General features: G+C 50.3%; 22 protein-coding genes. 19 read left to right on the top strand and 3 right to left on the bottom strand.

Going from position 1 to position 16,069, the window contains the following annotated elements:
• Window positions 1-253: 253 nt before the first annotated feature.
• The 9 genes from B1748_RS33720 (at window position 254) to B1748_RS33680 (ending at window position 6,543) form a co-directional block, all read left to right on the top strand.
• On the top strand, window positions 254-685 hold the full coding sequence (locus tag B1748_RS33720) for an arsenate reductase ArsC (protein ID WP_087572360.1): 432 nt from the start codon (window positions 254-256) through the stop codon (window positions 683-685).
• Window positions 686-699: 14 nt separating this feature from the next.
• Window positions 700-1,023, top strand: a complete 324-nt coding sequence (locus B1748_RS33715) for an ArsR/SmtB family transcription factor (RefSeq protein ID WP_049868158.1) — start codon at window positions 700-702, stop codon at window positions 1,021-1,023.
• 15 nt (window positions 1,024-1,038) lie between these two features.
• Window positions 1,039-2,451 (top strand): arsenic transporter, encoded by a 1,413-nt coding sequence (locus B1748_RS33710; protein ID WP_087572359.1) that lies wholly within the window; start codon window positions 1,039-1,041, stop codon window positions 2,449-2,451.
• Between the two features lie 29 nt (window positions 2,452-2,480).
• A complete protein-coding gene (gene arsC, locus B1748_RS33705; protein WP_087572358.1) occupies window positions 2,481-2,906 on the top strand; it encodes an arsenate reductase (thioredoxin) in 426 nt (141 codons plus the stop codon).
• 10 nt (window positions 2,907-2,916) lie between these two features.
• Complete coding sequence (locus B1748_RS33700) at window positions 2,917-3,387, top strand: ArsI/CadI family heavy metal resistance metalloenzyme (protein WP_087572361.1); 471 nt, start codon at window positions 2,917-2,919, stop codon at window positions 3,385-3,387.
• Between the two features lie 3 nt (window positions 3,388-3,390).
• Entirely contained in the window at window positions 3,391-3,834 is a 444-nt protein-coding gene (locus B1748_RS33695) for a protein-tyrosine phosphatase family protein (protein WP_087572357.1), read from the top strand.
• Window positions 3,835-3,937: 103 nt separating this feature from the next.
• Entirely contained in the window at window positions 3,938-4,387 is a 450-nt protein-coding gene (locus tag B1748_RS33690; protein WP_087572356.1) for a MarR family winged helix-turn-helix transcriptional regulator, read from the top strand.
• Between the two features lie 51 nt (window positions 4,388-4,438).
• Window positions 4,439-5,494 (top strand): flavin-containing monooxygenase, encoded by a 1,056-nt coding sequence (locus B1748_RS33685; RefSeq protein ID WP_087572355.1) that lies wholly within the window; start codon window positions 4,439-4,441, stop codon window positions 5,492-5,494.
• Window positions 5,495-5,742: 248 nt separating this feature from the next.
• Window positions 5,743-6,543 carry an arsenite methyltransferase gene (locus tag B1748_RS33680; protein WP_087572354.1) on the top strand — a complete coding sequence of 267 codons (801 nt, stop codon included), beginning with the start codon at window positions 5,743-5,745 and terminating at the stop codon, window positions 6,541-6,543.
• A gap of 136 nt (window positions 6,544-6,679) precedes the next feature.
• On the opposite strand, the gene B1748_RS33675 is transcribed toward B1748_RS33680, so the two are convergent.
• The 3 genes from B1748_RS33675 to B1748_RS33665 form a co-directional block, all read right to left on the bottom strand.
• Window positions 6,680-7,288, bottom strand: coding sequence for a PBECR4 domain-containing protein (locus tag B1748_RS33675; RefSeq protein ID WP_087572353.1), 609 nt, complete (start codon window positions 7,286-7,288; stop codon window positions 6,680-6,682).
• Between the two features lie 467 nt (window positions 7,289-7,755).
• Window positions 7,756-8,088 (bottom strand): helix-turn-helix domain-containing protein, encoded by a 333-nt coding sequence (locus tag B1748_RS33670; protein WP_087572352.1) that lies wholly within the window; start codon window positions 8,086-8,088, stop codon window positions 7,756-7,758.
• Between the two features lie 157 nt (window positions 8,089-8,245).
• On the bottom strand, window positions 8,246-8,569 hold the full coding sequence (locus B1748_RS33665; protein WP_040304430.1) for a helix-turn-helix domain-containing protein: 324 nt from the start codon (window positions 8,567-8,569) through the stop codon (window positions 8,246-8,248).
• Between the two features lie 171 nt (window positions 8,570-8,740).
• On the opposite strand from B1748_RS33665, the gene B1748_RS33660 reads away from it, so the two are divergent.
• The 10 genes from B1748_RS33660 to B1748_RS33620 all read left to right on the top strand — a co-directional run bounded on the left by B1748_RS33660 (window position 8,741) and on the right by B1748_RS33620 (window position 15,975).
• Window positions 8,741-9,109 (top strand): hypothetical protein, encoded by a 369-nt coding sequence (locus tag B1748_RS33660; RefSeq protein WP_087572351.1) that lies wholly within the window; start codon window positions 8,741-8,743, stop codon window positions 9,107-9,109.
• 12 nt (window positions 9,110-9,121) lie between these two features.
• Window positions 9,122-9,283 carry a hypothetical protein gene (locus tag B1748_RS37115; protein ID WP_179215966.1) on the top strand — a complete coding sequence of 54 codons (162 nt, stop codon included), beginning with the start codon at window positions 9,122-9,124 and terminating at the stop codon, window positions 9,281-9,283.
• A 463-nt stretch (window positions 9,284-9,746) separates the two neighbouring features.
• A complete protein-coding gene (locus B1748_RS36630) occupies window positions 9,747-10,112 on the top strand; it encodes a hypothetical protein (RefSeq protein WP_143810445.1) in 366 nt (121 codons plus the stop codon).
• A gap of 335 nt (window positions 10,113-10,447) precedes the next feature.
• Window positions 10,448-10,612, top strand: coding sequence for an aspartyl-phosphate phosphatase Spo0E family protein (locus B1748_RS33650; protein ID WP_087572349.1), 165 nt, complete (start codon window positions 10,448-10,450; stop codon window positions 10,610-10,612).
• 6 nt (window positions 10,613-10,618) lie between these two features.
• Window positions 10,619-10,903 (top strand): hypothetical protein, encoded by a 285-nt coding sequence (locus tag B1748_RS33645; RefSeq protein ID WP_087572348.1) that lies wholly within the window; start codon window positions 10,619-10,621, stop codon window positions 10,901-10,903.
• Window positions 10,904-11,002: 99 nt separating this feature from the next.
• Window positions 11,003-11,842 (top strand): ArdC family protein, encoded by an 840-nt coding sequence (locus B1748_RS33640; RefSeq protein WP_087572347.1) that lies wholly within the window; start codon window positions 11,003-11,005, stop codon window positions 11,840-11,842.
• Between the two features lie 66 nt (window positions 11,843-11,908).
• Entirely contained in the window at window positions 11,909-12,205 is a 297-nt protein-coding gene (locus tag B1748_RS33635) for a hypothetical protein (RefSeq protein WP_087572346.1), read from the top strand.
• Between the two features lie 59 nt (window positions 12,206-12,264).
• Window positions 12,265-12,855, top strand: coding sequence for an LPD29 domain-containing protein (locus B1748_RS33630; protein WP_087572345.1), 591 nt, complete (start codon window positions 12,265-12,267; stop codon window positions 12,853-12,855).
• Between the two features lie 466 nt (window positions 12,856-13,321).
• On the top strand, window positions 13,322-14,251 hold the full coding sequence (locus B1748_RS33625; RefSeq protein ID WP_087572344.1) for a coiled-coil domain-containing protein: 930 nt from the start codon (window positions 13,322-13,324) through the stop codon (window positions 14,249-14,251).
• Between the two features lie 914 nt (window positions 14,252-15,165).
• Window positions 15,166-15,975 (top strand): ParA family protein, encoded by an 810-nt coding sequence (locus tag B1748_RS33620; protein WP_087572343.1) that lies wholly within the window; start codon window positions 15,166-15,168, stop codon window positions 15,973-15,975.
• Window positions 15,976-16,069: the final 94 nt, after the last annotated feature.

Here is a 16,069-nt window from a genome sequence, read left to right as displayed (position 1 = left end):
TGGCTGTGTCGGATGTGAGGATGCGGGGAATAGCAAGAAAATAGATCCATTTTTCCTTTCAGATATTCAAATGTATATTTGATTATCTCTCAAACGTATCTAAAATATTCAAGTTCCGATCAATCGGCAGCTCCTTCACTGGAGCTGCTTTTTTTCAACGTTGATACTGCGTTAACATTTGGCGTGTATGATCACAATAGAAATAAGCAAATAATTATATGGCTATTTACAACGGGCAGGGGAGTGTGGGAGAATGAAACGGGAAGTCAAACGGATTTATTTCCTTTGCGGGCAAAATCGGTGCCGAAGTCAGATGGCCGAAGCTTTTGCCAAGTTTTATGGCGGGGATCATGTGGTGGTGGAGAGTGCTGGATTAAATCCATCCGACGAAGTACATCCTTACACCATTGAGGCCATGCGCGAGGTAGGTATCGAACTTTCCCAGCATGTCTGCAAAAAAATTGATATGAAGGTTTTTTTATCGTCGAATGCGATCGTCAAGCTGTGCGAACAAGTTGTGGAGCGGTGTCCCATCGTGCCGTTCAAGATCATGAACGTCGATTGGAACATCACTGATCCGCTGGGCGAAGACGGCGGCAGCCTGGAAGACGTGAAGAGAGCGCGTGACGAGATTCGGGAGAAAGTGATCGGGTTGCTAAAAGAGATGGACATTCCCGTCGCTTAAAAGGAGTGAAGCAGTTGAGCAAACTAGAAGAAGTAGCGGATGCCTTGAAGCTATTGGGGGACCGGAACAGGCTCACCATCGTAGCCTTGCTGCAGGTGAAGGAACTGTGCGTGTGCGAGATCGTGGATATTTTGAAAACAAGCCAGCCCAATATCAGTCAGCATATGCGCAAACTGCGGGACGGGGGTTTGGTCAAAGAGTCGCGCAGAGGGCAATGGGTTTATTATTCGCTCTGCCTGGAAGACAAGCCTTATATTTTGGATATTCTAAAAGAAATTCCTTCACAAGCGGCGCTGATTGAGCCTGCCGTTTGCGAAACCAATGATTGCTGTACGTAGTTCAGGAGGAAGCATATGGTTTATGTAGCGATTTTCATTTTCTTGGTAACGTTGCTTTTTGTCATTTGGCAACCGAAAGGATTAAATATCGGCTGGTCGGCAAGTGCCGGAGCGATCCTTGCTCTGCTATTTGGCGTGGTCAGCTTCGCGGACGTCGGCACCGTAACCGGCATCGTGTGGAACGCCACCTTGGCGTTTGTGGCCATTATTTTAATCTCACTGGTGCTGGATGAAATCGGATTTTTTGAATGGGCTGCATTGCATATGGCGCGGCTGGCACGCGGAAACGGCCTGCTCATGTTTGTATTTATCATCCTGCTGGGATCGGCGGTTGCCGCCTTGTTTGCCAATGATGGCGGGGCCTTGATTATTACCCCGATTGTACTCGCCATGGTCCGGGCACTTAAGTTTGATGAAAAGATGATCCTGCCGTTTATTATGGCCAGTGGGTTCATTGCGGATACGGCATCTTTACCGCTTGTTGTCAGCAACTTGGTGAATATTGTATCCGCCGATTATTTCAACATCGGTTTTGCGGAATACGCGAGCCGCATGATCGTTCCGAATTTCTTTTCCGTCATTGCGAGCCTTATTGTGCTGTATCTGTATTTCCGGAAAAGCATCCCGAATACTTACAATCTCACGCAACTGAAAAGGCCGAAAGAAGCCATCAAGGATATGCGGCTGTTTAAGTTATCTTGGGTCATTTTAGCCGCGCTGCTTGTTGCGTATTTTATCAGCGAATTTTTCTCGATCCCTGTATCCATTATTGCCGGGGTTGCCGCGATTGCCTTTTTGTTCGCGGCGAGAAAAAGCCCTGCGATTCATACCTGGAAACTGGTAAAAGGTGCTCCCTGGGCTGTCGTGATCTTCTCTATCGGCATGTATGTGGTCGTTTATGGCTTGCGCAATGCCGGACTTACGGATGCACTAGGCAGCGTCATTCAAGCGGTCGCAGACCAAGGGTTATTTGTGGCTACCGTAGGTATGGGCTTTATTGCAGCCATCCTATCGTCCATTATGAACAACATGCCCACGGTCATGATCGATGCGCTGGCCATCCAAGGTACGCAAACCGATGGGTTCATTCGTGAGGCGCTGATCTATGCGAATGTGATCGGTTCAGACTTAGGACCGAAAATTACGCCAATCGGTTCCCTGGCCACGCTGCTTTGGCTGCATGTACTATCCACGAAAAACGTGAAAATCGGATGGGGCTATTATTTTAAAGTCGGCATCCTGTTAACCATTCCCACGTTGTTCATTACGCTCACCGGTCTTTATGTATGGCTTTATGTTCTCCAGACGCTACAGGTGAATGTATGGCTATGTATTGCGGTGATTGTGGTCGTCCTGGTGGTGGTTGCAATGATCATGAAGACTTTTATGAGAAGTAAACAAGCGAAAAGAGTTCATCAAGGCGATTAACGAATTGAAATCAAAGGAGATTGTTCACCATGGAGAAAAAACCGTTAATTTATTTTTTGTGCACCGGAAATTCTTGCAGAAGCCAAATCGCGGATGGGTTTTTAAACGCGCTAGGCAGCGACAAATATGAAGTAAAAAGCGCAGGTCTTGAAGCACATGGACTGAATCCGCGTGCGGTACAAGTCATGCAAGAAGCTGGCGTGGATATTAGCAAAAACACCTCCGATGTGATCGATCCGGACATTTTGAATCGCGCCGATTATGTCATTACTCTGTGCGGCCACGCCGACGAGCATTGCCCGGTGATCTCCAACAAGAACGTCACGAAATGGCATTGGGGTTTTGATGATCCGGCAAAAGCAACCGGAACGGAAGACGAAATCATGAACCAGTTCCGCAGCGTTCGCGATTCGATTAAGAGCCGGATTGAACAATTCGTCAAAGAAGGGAAATGAGGTGACGACGATGATCAAACGAATGCATGTTGCTTTAAACTGCACGGAGCTTAACAAATCTCTTGATTTCTACCGCGCTTTTTTTGGGGCGGAACCGAGTAAGATTAAAGATAACTACGCCAAATTTGAGTTAGAAGAACCGGCGCTTCATTTTTCGCTCAATGTACGCCCCTTTGAACAAAAGGGTGTACTGAATCACTTGGGATTTCAAGTGAATAATACGGAAGAAGTGCTGGCCATGGGGGAGAGGCTTCGTCAAAGCGGACTGCTGCTGATTGACGAGATGAATACCACATGCTGCTATGCGGTACAGGATAAAGTTTGGGTGTACGATCCGGACGGCAACGCATGGGAGATTTTCTATACAAAAAAAGATTCCGAATTCGAATCCGCCGGAGAAGCCAGGGATTTGTCCTTGTGCTGCGCGCCGCCAGCGGCCCCGGTTCCGATTGAGTTTGGATCGTTTAAAAAAGGAGTATAGTCCATGTCGTCTGAAAAAACCTACCATGCTTTGATTCCGGATAAAATTTTTATGGGCGCGGCAACGGACGTGGAATCGATGGTGAAAAATGAAGGTATCGACGTGATCGTGGATCTGCGCGGCGAAGCGACGGAATGCGCCTATCCAGCGGCCAATGCGAAATGGATTCAAATCCCGTTAGCGGATAACTCTGCCGGATCGCAAGAAAAAGCCTTTGAGCAAGCGATCCAGGCCGTCACCGAAGCGTTTCATCAAAACAAGAAAGTGGCTTTTCATTGTGGCGGAGGAAAGGGTCGGACCGGGACGGTAGCCGCTGGCACTTTACTTGCCTTGGGATTAAGCGATACGCTTGACGAATCCGAGGCCAAGGCGAAGAGCATTCGCAACATCATTGATATTAAACCATCACAGAGGGAATCCCTTAACAAGATATATCCCGGTAAATAAGCACGCTAGAAACCACTCCAACCGAGTGGTTTTTCTATTTGCGATTAAAAAACTTGCAATTTGCAAATAATTATTGTATAACTAAGTTATGAGGTGAACCACAGTGGAAAATGTTCGCGAACTATTTCAAATCATGACACGTCGTTTTGGATTTCTCAATAAACATTGCTGTTCAGCGGGTGGCTGCGATATTTCCTTAGTGCAAAGCCATATTCTTTACGAGATCGATCGTCTGCATCAACCGTCCATTCAGCAGGTAGCCGAGGCGTTAGGGACCGATATTACGACCTTTAGCCGACAAATCCAATCGTTAATTAAAATGAATTTGGTCAAAAAATCGCCCGATCCGGACGACCGTAGGGTGTATGTGCTTTCGCTCACGACAGAAGGTAAGTACGTGGCCACGACGATTGACCAGCAAATGAATGCTTATTTAGCTGAAGTTTTCTCTCACATGAACGATTTTGAAAAAGAAACGGTCATTCGCTCCATTAAGCTTTTGAATGAAGCGATGTCGAAATCCAGTCTTTGCTGTTCCACCCCCATCGGGTGATTTCTTTTCTCTAATACTTGCAAATTGCAAATAAATCGGAGGGTATAGGGTATGAATGAGGTATTGGATACGATTGTCATTGGAGGGGGGCAGGCGGGTCTTGCTTCCGGCTATCATCTACAGAAGAAAGGACTTCGATTTCTGATTTTAGACGCGAGCGACGAGGCGTGCGGTTCGTGGCCGCGTTATTACGATAGTCTCAAACTGTTCTCTCCAGCACGTTTCTCGTCGATGCCCGGCATGAAGTTCCCCGGCGATCCGAATGGCTATCCCAAGCGAGATGAAGTCATTCGTTATTTACAGGATTACCGGGCAAAATTTCAATTGCCGGTCCGAGCCAGTCAACGCGTGGCATCGGTCGAAAGGGATGGAGAAGGGTTTACGGTCCGTACGATGGCAGGGGATACGTTTCGGGCGCGCACCATCATTAATGCGACCGGCTCGTTTCACAATCCCTATACGCCAGTTTTGCCCGGGCAGGAGGTGTATCAAGGTCGCACGCTTCATTCCTCTGAATACCGAAATCCGGAGCCATTCATCCATCAACGTGTGGTAGTGGTCGGGCGTGGCAATTCTGCCGTACAGATCGGAGTTGAGCTGGCCGAGGTGAGCAAGACGTCTTTAGCGGTACTCCGGCCGGTTCAGTTCGTGAAACAAAAGGTATGGGGCCAGGATGTGCACTTTTGGGTGAGACTGATTGGGTTTGACACCTTTCCATTTTGGAGATTCGGGAAAACCGCGCCGAGTTCAAGTGCGGTGAACGATTCGGGCGGATACAAAGAGAAAGTAGCGGCAGGGAAACCAGATCAACAACCGATGTTTACATCCTTTTATGAGGATGGCGTCATTTGGCCGAACGGGACAAAAGAGCCGGTGGATACGGTGATCTTTGCGACAGGCTACCGGCCGCATCTTCCCTATCTTCAAGCGATTGGCGCGCTGGATGCGGAAGGAAGACCGATACATCAAGCAGGCATAAGTGACGTTCCGGGGCTTTATTATGTGGGGCTGGAAGGGCAGCGTTCCTTTGCTTCTGCCACCTTAAGGGGGGTGGGGCCGGACGCGCAGTTTGTTGTTAAAAAGCTTTTGCATCACCTTAAACACTGAATGCTTACATTTTTTGATAAAAGGATGGGACCGACTTGAACCTCAATTGGTTTGCTGCGGAAATGCTTATGAAACAACGCCAAAGGGAAATCGCACGATCTGCTAGAGAAGCGTGGAAATGGTCAGACGTTATGCAAAAGCAATCGGTCCGATTTTTTAAACGACGGCCAATCATTCGTGCAACACCAACGGTTTGCTGCGTTATGAGCTGCTGTTGATTGTATAAAAAAACTAAGGAGTGATCTTTCATGAATCAAGTGAGTAATGATCAAATTCGTCAAAACGTTCGGAATCGGTATAAAGAAATCGCCTTACAGGATGTAGGGGCGGGGTCCTGTTGTACGCCAACGCCAGCCAATGATTGCTGTGGATCGGCCGCGGATGTTTCCGCTAAAATGGGCTACTCGTCAGAAGAACTAACAGCCGTTCCGGATGGGGCGAATCTAGGCCTCGGCTGTGGCAATCCGCAAGCCATTGCCGCTTTGCAACCGGGAGAAGTCGTGCTGGACCTGGGTAGCGGCGGCGGGTTTGATTGCTTTCTTGCTTCCCGTCAGGTGGGCGCTTCCGGCCGCGTCATTGGTGTAGATATGACACCGGAAATGGTCAGCCGCGCCCGCGAAAATGCCAGCAAAAGCGGATTTGCCAATACGGAATTTCGGCTGGGCGAGATTGAGCATCTGCCGGTTCAGGACCACTCGGTTGACGTGATTATTTCAAACTGTGTCATTAATCTGTCCCCATCGAAGCAGCAGGTTTTTGACGAGGCGTTCCGTGTGCTGCGTGACGGCGGCAGACTGGCCATATCGGATGTCGTAGCAACAGCCGATTTTCCGGATGAAATCAAGCAGGATATCGACCATATCTATTCAGGGTGCATTTCAGGAGCTTCCTCCATCGGCGAACTGGAGGCCATGCTTGCGCAAAGCGGTTTTACCCAAATTGAGATCGAACCTAAAGACGAATCCCGGACGTTCATCAAGGATTGGATTCCTGGCGCAAATGTCGAACAATACCTGGTGTCCGCCGCGATACGTGCCATCAAGCCTTGAGCCATGACGGGCCTAGTTATTACAGCTCGTGTTGAGCCGAACATGTTACGGCATTAAATAATAAGGCGCTGCCGATTAGCTGGCAGCGCCTTCGCCTTTGCGCATATAGCCGCGCCTTGCGGTTTTATGCCCTATTTTATTTCGCTTCCTGTTTAAAGGAAACAATGCGAAGCGTTGGTTGCCCGTCAATATGTTTGGTTCCGTACAGCGGCGGTGTTTTGCCTTCTTCCAGAATGGTACGCGGACACCACGTTTTAAATTCGGTTTCTTCTCGCCTGGATATGCCAAGGTGTACGATGGCATTATCAAAACCGCCGTATATGAGTAATTCTGCCCCTAATTTATGAAATTTAATCATGGCTGTGTCGGATGTGAGGATGCGGGGAATGGCGAAAAAATAGATCCATTTTCCTTTCAGACTGTTAAAGTTCGGTTTACCTGCGCGGGACCGCATATGATCCCGGTCAATCGTGCCGTTTTTGATGTTGTCCCAGCCTTCTGGCCCCCGATACAATTTCAAGTCTTGAGAACGTATTTTTCCCGCGACCATCTTTTCCAGACCCAGCAGGTGACAGAAGTTGTCCTTTTCAAAGTGCAGCTTAACAGGTTCATGGTTCTCCAGTTCATATGTAAACGTGTAGGGGAGAAGATATTGCTCGTATAACTGCTGAAGCACTTGGAGGCTAATATCCGCGATCAAGGGTTTGGTCGTTCGGGCAACTAATTGTTCGAGTGTTAGCGTCATGGAATCATGTCTCCTTGCACAAAAAAAGCTCTGATGTATCCACATCAGAGCCGCCTTGTTAAGCTGATGGGTAGCAAAAACAGTCGGTAAACACGGAGATTATGGTCCCCCCGGCGGGGAACACCACGCTACCCGGTGGTGCGGATCGTTGGCGATCCCTATATATAAGTGTTTCCTAATTGCTGAAAATCCATATCATTCGGCAACACAAACGGTCGGTAAACACGGAAATTATGGTCCCTCCGGCAGGGAACACCACGTTGCCCATGGTGCGAGCTTACGCTCCGATTACTTTATCTTGCCTGTATATTATACAACGGAAACCCGGATTGTGCAACGGACAGTTGGGATGGAGCGAAATCGTACCCGATCTATTGGAGTCGCGGCGAGGGAGTGAAGTCAGTAGGGGGATTGTTCTTAGCACCGGGGGCGAAGCCATGTCCGAAATCGAACAGGGCAGCTTCCCTTTAGTGTTTCAACATTTCACGCAAAACCCGGAAGGCTCGTTCCTGATCCTGCACGTTCTGCTCTTTGAGGAGCATCACGGATTGCCATATCCATTCATCCTGTTTTAGATGCTCAAACGGATCGCGTTCTCTGAACAAGGCATATACGTTTATATGTAGCGCATCGGCTATTTTTTCCAAGGTTTGAAGCTGTATGTTTTGTTCGCCGCGTTCGACGCGGCCGATATAGGTTCCTTGCGATTCTAGTACTTCCGCCAATTGCTCTTGGGTCCAACCCCTCAATGTGCGGTAGTGCCGTATCTGCTCTCCTATCGTTTTGGCTAGATGACTCACGTTGGTCGTTCACCTCTTTCTACTAAGAAGTGTAGACCAACGATATGATGCGCTTGGAGAGTATCAAAAGTTCAAATAACTAAAGTATAATTGAACTCATAGGTTCTTTTGGTGTATACTTTCCACATCTTGGGATTTCAAACGCGCCCTCATTTCCTCATTGGGACCGGAACATTTCTCGTGCGATATTGAGTACCTTTTTACGATCCAATGGGTCACGGCTCATTAAGAGAGCCAACATTTCAATAATGGTTTCATCCTCCGGTCCGTCGAGCTGTAGCATCCGGAACAAGTCGGTTCGACAAGCTTGCGCGATTCGATCTAGGGTTTGAATGGTTACGTTGCGCTGTCCGCGTTCTAGGGAGCTGATATAGGTATAGCTGGTTCCGATCAACTCGGCCAATTCCTCTTGCGTCAAGTCTTGGCTTAATCGGGTGTGCCGGACGGCATTGCCCACCCGTTGCAGTGTTGTATACGCCACGGTTGTTACACTCCTTCCTATCCATTTGAGTGTAAGCAACTTGAGCGTAACTATGCAGATTACTAAAAGATAATTTTTTTGATATATACTTATCTTATAAGATAAAATGTACTATAAAAGTTTCGTTTTTTCTTAGGTTATGTAACTTAAAAGATAATCGGAGGGGATCATGTGGAATATCCTGGTTCCAAATTTGACGAAACCGGCAGACATGCTCTTGCTGCTGCTATTGTTGAAGATCCTGCTGTTTTTCGCGATTTGGCAGGAGGGGGAGGCAAAGGCGAAGCGGCAAAAAGATGGGAAGTGAAGGCGTCCGATGACGAAGACCGCTCATACCTTAATGTTTGGGGCTTCTACCGGACTTTGCCCCGGCCGCGTTCGGTTTGGATAGAGGTAGAGGAGGAACCGATCGCTTGGTACTGGAAGCTGTGGGGTTATGGCGGTATGGCTGTCGTTTATTCCGGCTTTGTTGGTTATCTCGTGCTTACCTTATGGGCAATGATCTACTACGCTTATCAATTCGTTTCATTTGCACTTTAGGAGGGACAGGCGATGTTTTCTGAACTATTATTCAACATGTCTCCTGCCGGAAGAGCTGCCATTTTTGTTTTCGGTGTCATCTGTTTTATCTTGTTGTATGTCCTGGACCGGCAGGCAGTCAAACGCCGGGAGCAAGAGGGGCGAGATTCGCAGCCTCCTTCTAAATCAGACTAATCCGGATGGTCCGGACACGGCCGTTCAATGCTTCGACGAATAGATCGTGCACCAACGGATCGCAGCTCGCTCCGGAAAGCCGGTGACTTGAAGTAGACGCATAGGGTTGCTAACGGCCACCGGTATACCGTTATGGGAGGCTTTGCGTCCAATGCCGCACCAAGGGGGAGGTTTTGTCATCTCCGGTTACTCTACCCTTTTTTGAGCTTCGGCCTTGCGCTGTGGCTCTTTTTTTGTTCTGCAGCTTTATGCGGTTCACGTTTGGCATGAACCGGATCGTTCGGCTTTTTTTGCGGAATGGATCTTCTGCAGCCGGAAAGAGCTGCGTGGATCTCGGCGGAAAGCCGAACGTTTTTTTGTGGCCATTGGATCCAAAATCATCAAAATCCGAATGAAGGAATACGGTTCCCCCGGTTCACCGGCCCCTAAATCCCAAGCGACCCCGGAAAGACGCCGGGTTCCATTGGGATTTTTAACGGGCCTCGCAGGGAGCAAAAGCGTTCTGCGGGTAACGCTCGATCCATCATGGGCGCTCTCGCTTACGCTGCCGCGCCCATCATGGCTCTACGGGGCAGGGTGGCACCATGATTCCATTACGCTGACGCTCCATTTCATCATCGTGCCTAAAGCGATTCGGGCAGGTCGGGGAAGCCAAAAGCTTTGCAAGCGGGTTCCAGGAAGCAAAAACGGCCTGGCAGCGCAGGGGTACTTTCGCGCGCGGGCCTTGCTCCTTCCGTTTTTCAAGGCCCACATCCTGTACACCGCAGCCGATCCGTCGCATGGGAGCATATCCGAACCGTGGCTGGCAAGGGTAGCCAAATTTTTTTGAGAAGAGCGCTCAAAAAAATTTGACTATCCCTGACGGGCAAACCCTTGCCAGCCAGAACCGGATATGCTCTAAAATCTGCGACGGCTGCGGTATACAGGATGTACCTGTTCCTTGAAAACTCCATACGCAAGACCAGGAAGCACGAAGGAAGCCCCTACGCTCCAAACCTTGAAAGAAGACGCTCCGCGCTGGCTCGACCGGCAAGCGGGACCAGGATGAGGGTTTCAGGGCCAAAAAGTCAAGTCAAAGAAGAAAAAAACGGGATGGACGAGCAAAGGAATTCGGCCGCATCCGCGCGATTTTAGCCGGATATTGGCCTGAAAGGAGGTGAGAACATGCGGGCAGTAAACGAGCTGCGCGAAAAAATCGAAGCGGTGCGCGCGGAATTGAACACATTGGCCAAGCAGGTAGGCGCGATGGCAAAAGAAGTGCTTTTGAAGTCGCAAGAATTGGACGAGCTGCTAAACGAATACAACCGAGCTTTGAAAAAGGGAGAGTGAGCAGGGATGAGGATTCATGTTTTCCGAGGGCTATTTCCGCTCGGGCAGGTGTACACCACGCCGGGCGCGCTAGAAGTTGTCAGCGAGGATGAACGCATATCCGCGCTGACCCGGCATATTAGCGGCGATTGGGGCGACGTCTGCGATGACGACCGGACTGCTAATGACGAGGCGCTGCAAATGGGGGAACGGCTGCTGTCGGTTTATCACACGGCGGCAGGCGTCAAATTCTGGATTATAACGGAACGCGACCGCAGCGCGACAACGTTTTTATTACCTTCCGAATATTAAAAGGCCCGTTTGCTTTAGGGAGCAATCGGACCGGGGCGAAGAAATTTTGCGAACCCCTTCGCCCCTCTATTTTACCACATGTAAAGGAGAGGGCAAAACATGAGTCAAAAAATTTATGAAATGGTGACGGAACGCATTGTAAAGCTACTCGAAAGCGGCGTCGTGCCGTGGCGCAGGCCATGGAGAAGCGGCGCGGCGGTGAACTGGTTAACGCAAAAGCCGTATCGGGGCATTAACGCGCTGCTGCTTGACGCCGGGGAGTATGCCTCGTTCAAGCGAATTACCGAGGCGGGCGGCACCGTCAAGAAGGGCGTAAAAGGCGAGATCGTGGTTTTCTGGAAGTGGCTGGAGAAGAAGGACGAGGAAACCGGCGAGACGGAGAAAATACCGCTTTTGCGCTATTACAAGGTGTTCAATATTGCAACCCAATGCGAAGGACTGGAAAGCAAACGGAACAGTGAACCGGCGTATGAGCATGACCCCATTGAGGAAGCCGAACGGCTTGTAACCGGCTATGCAGACCGGCCGCCTATTCATTTCGCTCCGGGGCGGGCGTTCTATCGGCCGGGGGATGACATGATCAGCGTTCCGCCGATGGTGGATTACAAGCAGCCCGAGGAATATTACTGCACGCTATTTCATGAACTGGTACATTCGACCGGCCATACCAAGCGGCTGAACCGGTCCGGCATTACGGAGCTGGCCGCATTCGGTGACGAGAATTACAGCAAAGAAGAATTGATAGCCGAGATCGGCGCGGCCATGATGTGCGGCGTCTGCGGCATCGACAATACGACCATTGAAAACAGCGCGTCCTATATTAACGGTTGGCTGCGGGCGCTCAAAGACGATCAACGCATGATTGTACTGGCCGCAGGTAAGGCGCAGCGCGCCGCGGACTACATGCAGGGCATCAGCTTCACGGACGGCGAGGAATAGCAGCCAAGGCAACTGACAATCGGGGGCCTTGGCCCCCATATCCAAATAGGAAGGGAATGGGCAGCGATGCAAACAGTGACGTATCCGGATTACGTGTTTTTTTGCAAGGCATTTCAAGAATGGAATTTGTTCGATTTCGAGGAAAGCGACATCAAGCAGGAGCCGGGGGAAGCACTGTCCTATACGTACGACGCCACGTTTCGGGACGAGAGCAATTATAAAACGAATGTGGTCATTTCCTTTGACGGCGCGGCGATTACATGGGTCATTGCGGACGGCTGGGAGGATGCGTACGAGGAAATCAGCACGCTCTATGATTCCATGATGCAATTGAAAGCCAGCGGCCGGCAGCTCGTTTTGTAAAGCACGGCCGGGGGGCTAACAGCCCCCCGGACCCCCCCTTACGAAAGGAAGGAAAACCGATGCACTATGAAAGCTCTACCGAGACGGCAAAAAAAATCCGGGCGGCGCTGCGGCGCGCCTTTCCGGGGCAAACCTTTTCCGTGCGCTCGTCGGCCGATAGCGTTTCAGTGAGTTGGGAGGACGGGCCGTTTGTGCCGGACGTGGAAGACGTGCTGCATGCCTTTCAGAGCTACGAGACACGGCGCAGCAGCGGCGAGGATCGCCGCGAGGCGGTCGGCTATGGTTGGGAGGGGCGGCGCATTGTCGGGGCGCAGTATTTGCGCACAAGCCGCCGCTTGAGCGCTGCGAGGCGCGCCCGCGTAGCCGAGCGTTTGGCCGAACAGGGCGTATCGATACAGGATGCCACCAAGCCCCTTTTATTGGCCGCTGAACGGGAGATCATCCAACAGCAGGCGCATTCCGTCCTTGAGCAAATGGAGGCATGGGAAGCCGCCTGGAGCGAGTATATGCACCGGCTGCGGCAGCTAGAGGACTTGGAGGCCCAAGGGCGCTACGGCTATCAGCTCCGCATGCCGCGCGCTGCCCTTGGCCGGGCCACCCAGCGGCTGCGGGCGCTCGACCCGGATTTTTGCCGCCGCCTGCATATTTAGACGCCCACATGATCGCCGCTTTTGGCGCGGCCGGGGGGCTTTCCGCCCCCCGGACCCCCCGGCCTGCTCCCAAACCCCGGCGACCGCGCTTTCTGCGCCGTCGCCACTTACCTCAACGGATCAGCCGGAGTCCGCCTTTTGCTCTGTAAACAATGTAAACGGTGTAAACATACCATGTTTGCAGGGTTTAAATGTTTGCATAATGGAAAGACAGATTCAAGGCTGTCTACTTTGTAATCTATGTAAACATGGTGAAAAATGAGATTTCGAAAGTTTACAGAATGTCGAGGTTCGATCAAAAGGAATAGCTGGGCTGGGGTTTTGGGAGGAGTTGAGGAGTGCGGCCGAGGTCGGCGGCGGTTCATGCTTTTCTCTTTATCCGATTCAAAATATGTTGTAAACAGTGTAAACACAGTAAACATTATGTGTTATAATAAAGAAAAGTAAACAAGGGAGCGTGAAGCGCATGTCCATGAATGAACCAACAAAAGGGCCAACCGTCACGAAATCGATCCGGGTACGTCCTGAAATCAAACAAAAGGTTGAAGAATTGTTTGCGGAAAGCGGTTTGCCCACAGAAGGCGAGTTTTTGGAATACATGGCGCAGCTCGTCGAGATGCAGCAGCTCAAAGAAGGCGTTGCTGCGGGCTATCGCAAGCTACTGGAAGAACGTGAATACCACAAGCGCCGCGACGAAGAAATTTTTATGATGATGATTCAGTCAGAGGCGGCAGCGCGCTTGGAGCTTACACAGGGGCATGAGGTGGTATTGGCCGAGCGAAATGCGGCATTTCTGGCACAGGAGCAAACCATTGCCGATATGACGATGGAAATGAAGCAGCTCAAGGATGAAGGCGGGCGCTTGAGCAAAGAAAACAGCGACCAAGCGAAGCAGATTGCACAATACGAGGATAACACCAAAAAGTCTAATTTGCTCCTGGAGCAGTACGAGGAGAAGAACAAGGCTTTGAGCGCACAGCTCACCGATTTTCAAGCGACGATGGACGAAAATAAGGAACTGCACCGGCAAGTGGACGAGCTGTCGAGGCAAGCGGAGAAACAAACCGACCAAATCGCATCGCTCGAACGGGAACAACAGCGCATCGAGCAGCAGCATGCGGAACGGATCGCGCAACTGGAGGCGCGTCATGCGGAAGAACTGGAACGCCTCAAAGAAAAGCTCGATGTGCAGCGGGAGCGCGAGTTAGTTCAGGCGCGGAGTGAGTACCAAGAGAAGTTAGAGAAAGTTAGCGCGGAAGCGACGGCGAAGCAGCAGGAGGCAACGGCGCAAATCACGAAATTATATGATCATATTAATGAGCTTCGGGAGCAATTACAAACGCAAGGGCGTTCCGCTGCATCGAAAGGTCGGGGCGGGGATAAGCAACAACAATAAAAGGAGGCCGGATCGGCGCGAGCTGAAGGCGAGAAACCGACCTGAAATGCCGAACGATTCTTCCACTCCTGAAGATCCACTGTTCGGAACTTGAAAGTTAGTAGAGTGATCAGAACGGACATGCTATAATCGACTCTATGGACTTTGAATAGTGGTGGATGTTTTCGGACCACGGCGCAGCTTCCCGAAAGGGGGTGACGCCGATGGTCGCACTTGTGGCGTTTTATGATGTGCTGCGTTGGATCGTAACGATACTAAGCCTTGTGTTTGGTATCCGGAAGCTCTATCGCTGGGCGCGTCGTAAGTTTCGTAGCAAGCGAAAAACCACCGCTAAGTAGGTTGGAGAGCCTAAACGGTGGTTTTCGCTTGAACTAGCTATTTAGTTTCACGCGCGCCGTGGTGATCCACAGCTTTTCGGGTCCTTAGAGTCTTTACCGTTCGCTGCGGTAAAGGCTCTTCTTAGTATACGGCTCGACGTGCAAGCCTTATACCAGTAACAAGGGTGGTGGCCATCGTACTCACATCTTTATACCCGTTATTTTATCACGTCATACCATGTCATGCAACGTATAAAGGCTTTTGTGGGGCTTTCGCCGTGGCCGCGTATGAAGCAGGCAAGAGAGCCGTCCAGGGCGCGTCAGCGGCGTTAGCGAACCCTTGACGAGCGGTTCCGACCGCCGACGCTATCCGACGCCATGCAACCCCTTGCATGGCCCGCCCCCTTTAGGGCGGGGGGCGGGTGTGCAGAGGGCGCAAGCCCTTTGCGTTCCCCCGTTCCGGGGGCGGAGGGGGAGCTTTTCTACATGACTGGGCTATGCTATGATTGAATCATCTAACTGAAACGTAAACTTGAACACTAAAACTGAACAGTTTATCTGAATGAGAAAACTATTACATGAAAGAAGGTCGAAAGTATGGCGATTGTCTACGCAGTTTCCGCCAACAAGGGCGGGGTTGGGAAGACCAGTTTTGTCACCAATATTGCGACGGCCATTGTTACGAAACAGCCCGAGGCGCGGGTACTTATCATAGATACCGATCCGCAGGGCAATGCTTCCATGGCTTTCGGGAAGGTTCCTGCTCATTTCGAGGAAACAATTTACGATGTGCTCGTGGATGGTGTATCGATGGACGCCGTAAAGGTGCCTTTAATGGATCGGCTCGATCTTGTACCGGCCAACAAGGACATGGCAACTCTCGTATTTGATGTACTGGCTGACATAGAGACGTACCGGCGTCCGCTATATTTGCTGAAAGGGCCGTTAGATGCCATCCGGGATCAATACGATTTTATATTCATCGACACGCCGCCGGATATGGGTTTGATTGCCGGAAATGTATTTGCCGCTGCGGATCGCGTCATTATACCGTTTGAACCAGAAACGTTTGCCGTTGCGGGTATTATTCAAGTCATCGAAGTGGTTGAAGATTTTCAACAAAAGCATCGGCCTGAACTGGTCATTGATGGTATTGTAGCGATGAAGGTTGATTCTCGGACCACGCTGCATTCAGAAATGCTGCCAAAGGCTCGGAAATATTGCCTTGAGCATGGTTTACATATGTACGAAACCGTCATATCCAAATCGATCCGTTTCGCGAATGCTACTGCCTACGAAGGACAACCGGCTGTTCTGGCCGATCCTGGAAACCATCTCGTAAAATCTTATTATGATATTTTGGAGGAGGTATTGGCGCATGGCAAGACAGCGCAAAGCATTGGCTGATTTTGATACATTTTCCTCAAAAATAACTGAACAGTTAAATGGAACAGAACATAGAAACAGTGAAGTAAAACAGAATAATAAAATTCAACAATTA

The sequence above is a fragment of the Paenibacillus sp. MY03 genome (assembly GCF_002165585.1).
Lineage (GTDB): Bacteria > Bacillota > Bacilli > Paenibacillales > Paenibacillaceae > Pristimantibacillus > Pristimantibacillus agaridevorans.
The sequence above is the reverse complement of the archived record's forward strand: the minus strand, read 5'-3'. Positions and strand labels throughout refer to the sequence as shown.

Coding starts and splice junctions, on each gene's coding strand:
- B1748_RS33720 (WP_087572360.1), top strand. CDS start 254: ATGAAACGGGAAGTCAAACGGATTTATTTCCTTTGCGGGCAAAATCGG.
- B1748_RS33710 (WP_087572359.1), top strand. CDS start 1,039: ATGGTTTATGTAGCGATTTTCATTTTCTTGGTAACGTTGCTTTTTGTC.
- arsC (WP_087572358.1), top strand. CDS start 2,481: ATGGAGAAAAAACCGTTAATTTATTTTTTGTGCACCGGAAATTCTTGC.
- B1748_RS33700 (WP_087572361.1), top strand. CDS start 2,917: ATGATCAAACGAATGCATGTTGCTTTAAACTGCACGGAGCTTAACAAA.
- B1748_RS33695 (WP_087572357.1), top strand. CDS start 3,391: ATGTCGTCTGAAAAAACCTACCATGCTTTGATTCCGGATAAAATTTTT.
- B1748_RS33685 (WP_087572355.1), top strand. CDS start 4,439: ATGAATGAGGTATTGGATACGATTGTCATTGGAGGGGGGCAGGCGGGT.
- B1748_RS33680 (WP_087572354.1), top strand. CDS start 5,743: ATGAATCAAGTGAGTAATGATCAAATTCGTCAAAACGTTCGGAATCGG.
- B1748_RS33675 (WP_087572353.1), bottom strand. CDS start 7,288: ATGACGCTAACACTCGAACAATTAGTTGCCCGAACGACCAAACCCTTG.
- B1748_RS37115 (WP_179215966.1), top strand. CDS start 9,122: ATGTTTTCTGAACTATTATTCAACATGTCTCCTGCCGGAAGAGCTGCC.
- B1748_RS33650 (WP_087572349.1), top strand. CDS start 10,448: ATGCGGGCAGTAAACGAGCTGCGCGAAAAAATCGAAGCGGTGCGCGCG.
- B1748_RS33645 (WP_087572348.1), top strand. CDS start 10,619: ATGAGGATTCATGTTTTCCGAGGGCTATTTCCGCTCGGGCAGGTGTAC.
- B1748_RS33640 (WP_087572347.1), top strand. CDS start 11,003: ATGAGTCAAAAAATTTATGAAATGGTGACGGAACGCATTGTAAAGCTA.
- B1748_RS33635 (WP_087572346.1), top strand. CDS start 11,909: ATGCAAACAGTGACGTATCCGGATTACGTGTTTTTTTGCAAGGCATTT.
- B1748_RS33630 (WP_087572345.1), top strand. CDS start 12,265: ATGCACTATGAAAGCTCTACCGAGACGGCAAAAAAAATCCGGGCGGCG.
- B1748_RS33625 (WP_087572344.1), top strand. CDS start 13,322: ATGTCCATGAATGAACCAACAAAAGGGCCAACCGTCACGAAATCGATC.
- B1748_RS33620 (WP_087572343.1), top strand. CDS start 15,166: ATGGCGATTGTCTACGCAGTTTCCGCCAACAAGGGCGGGGTTGGGAAG.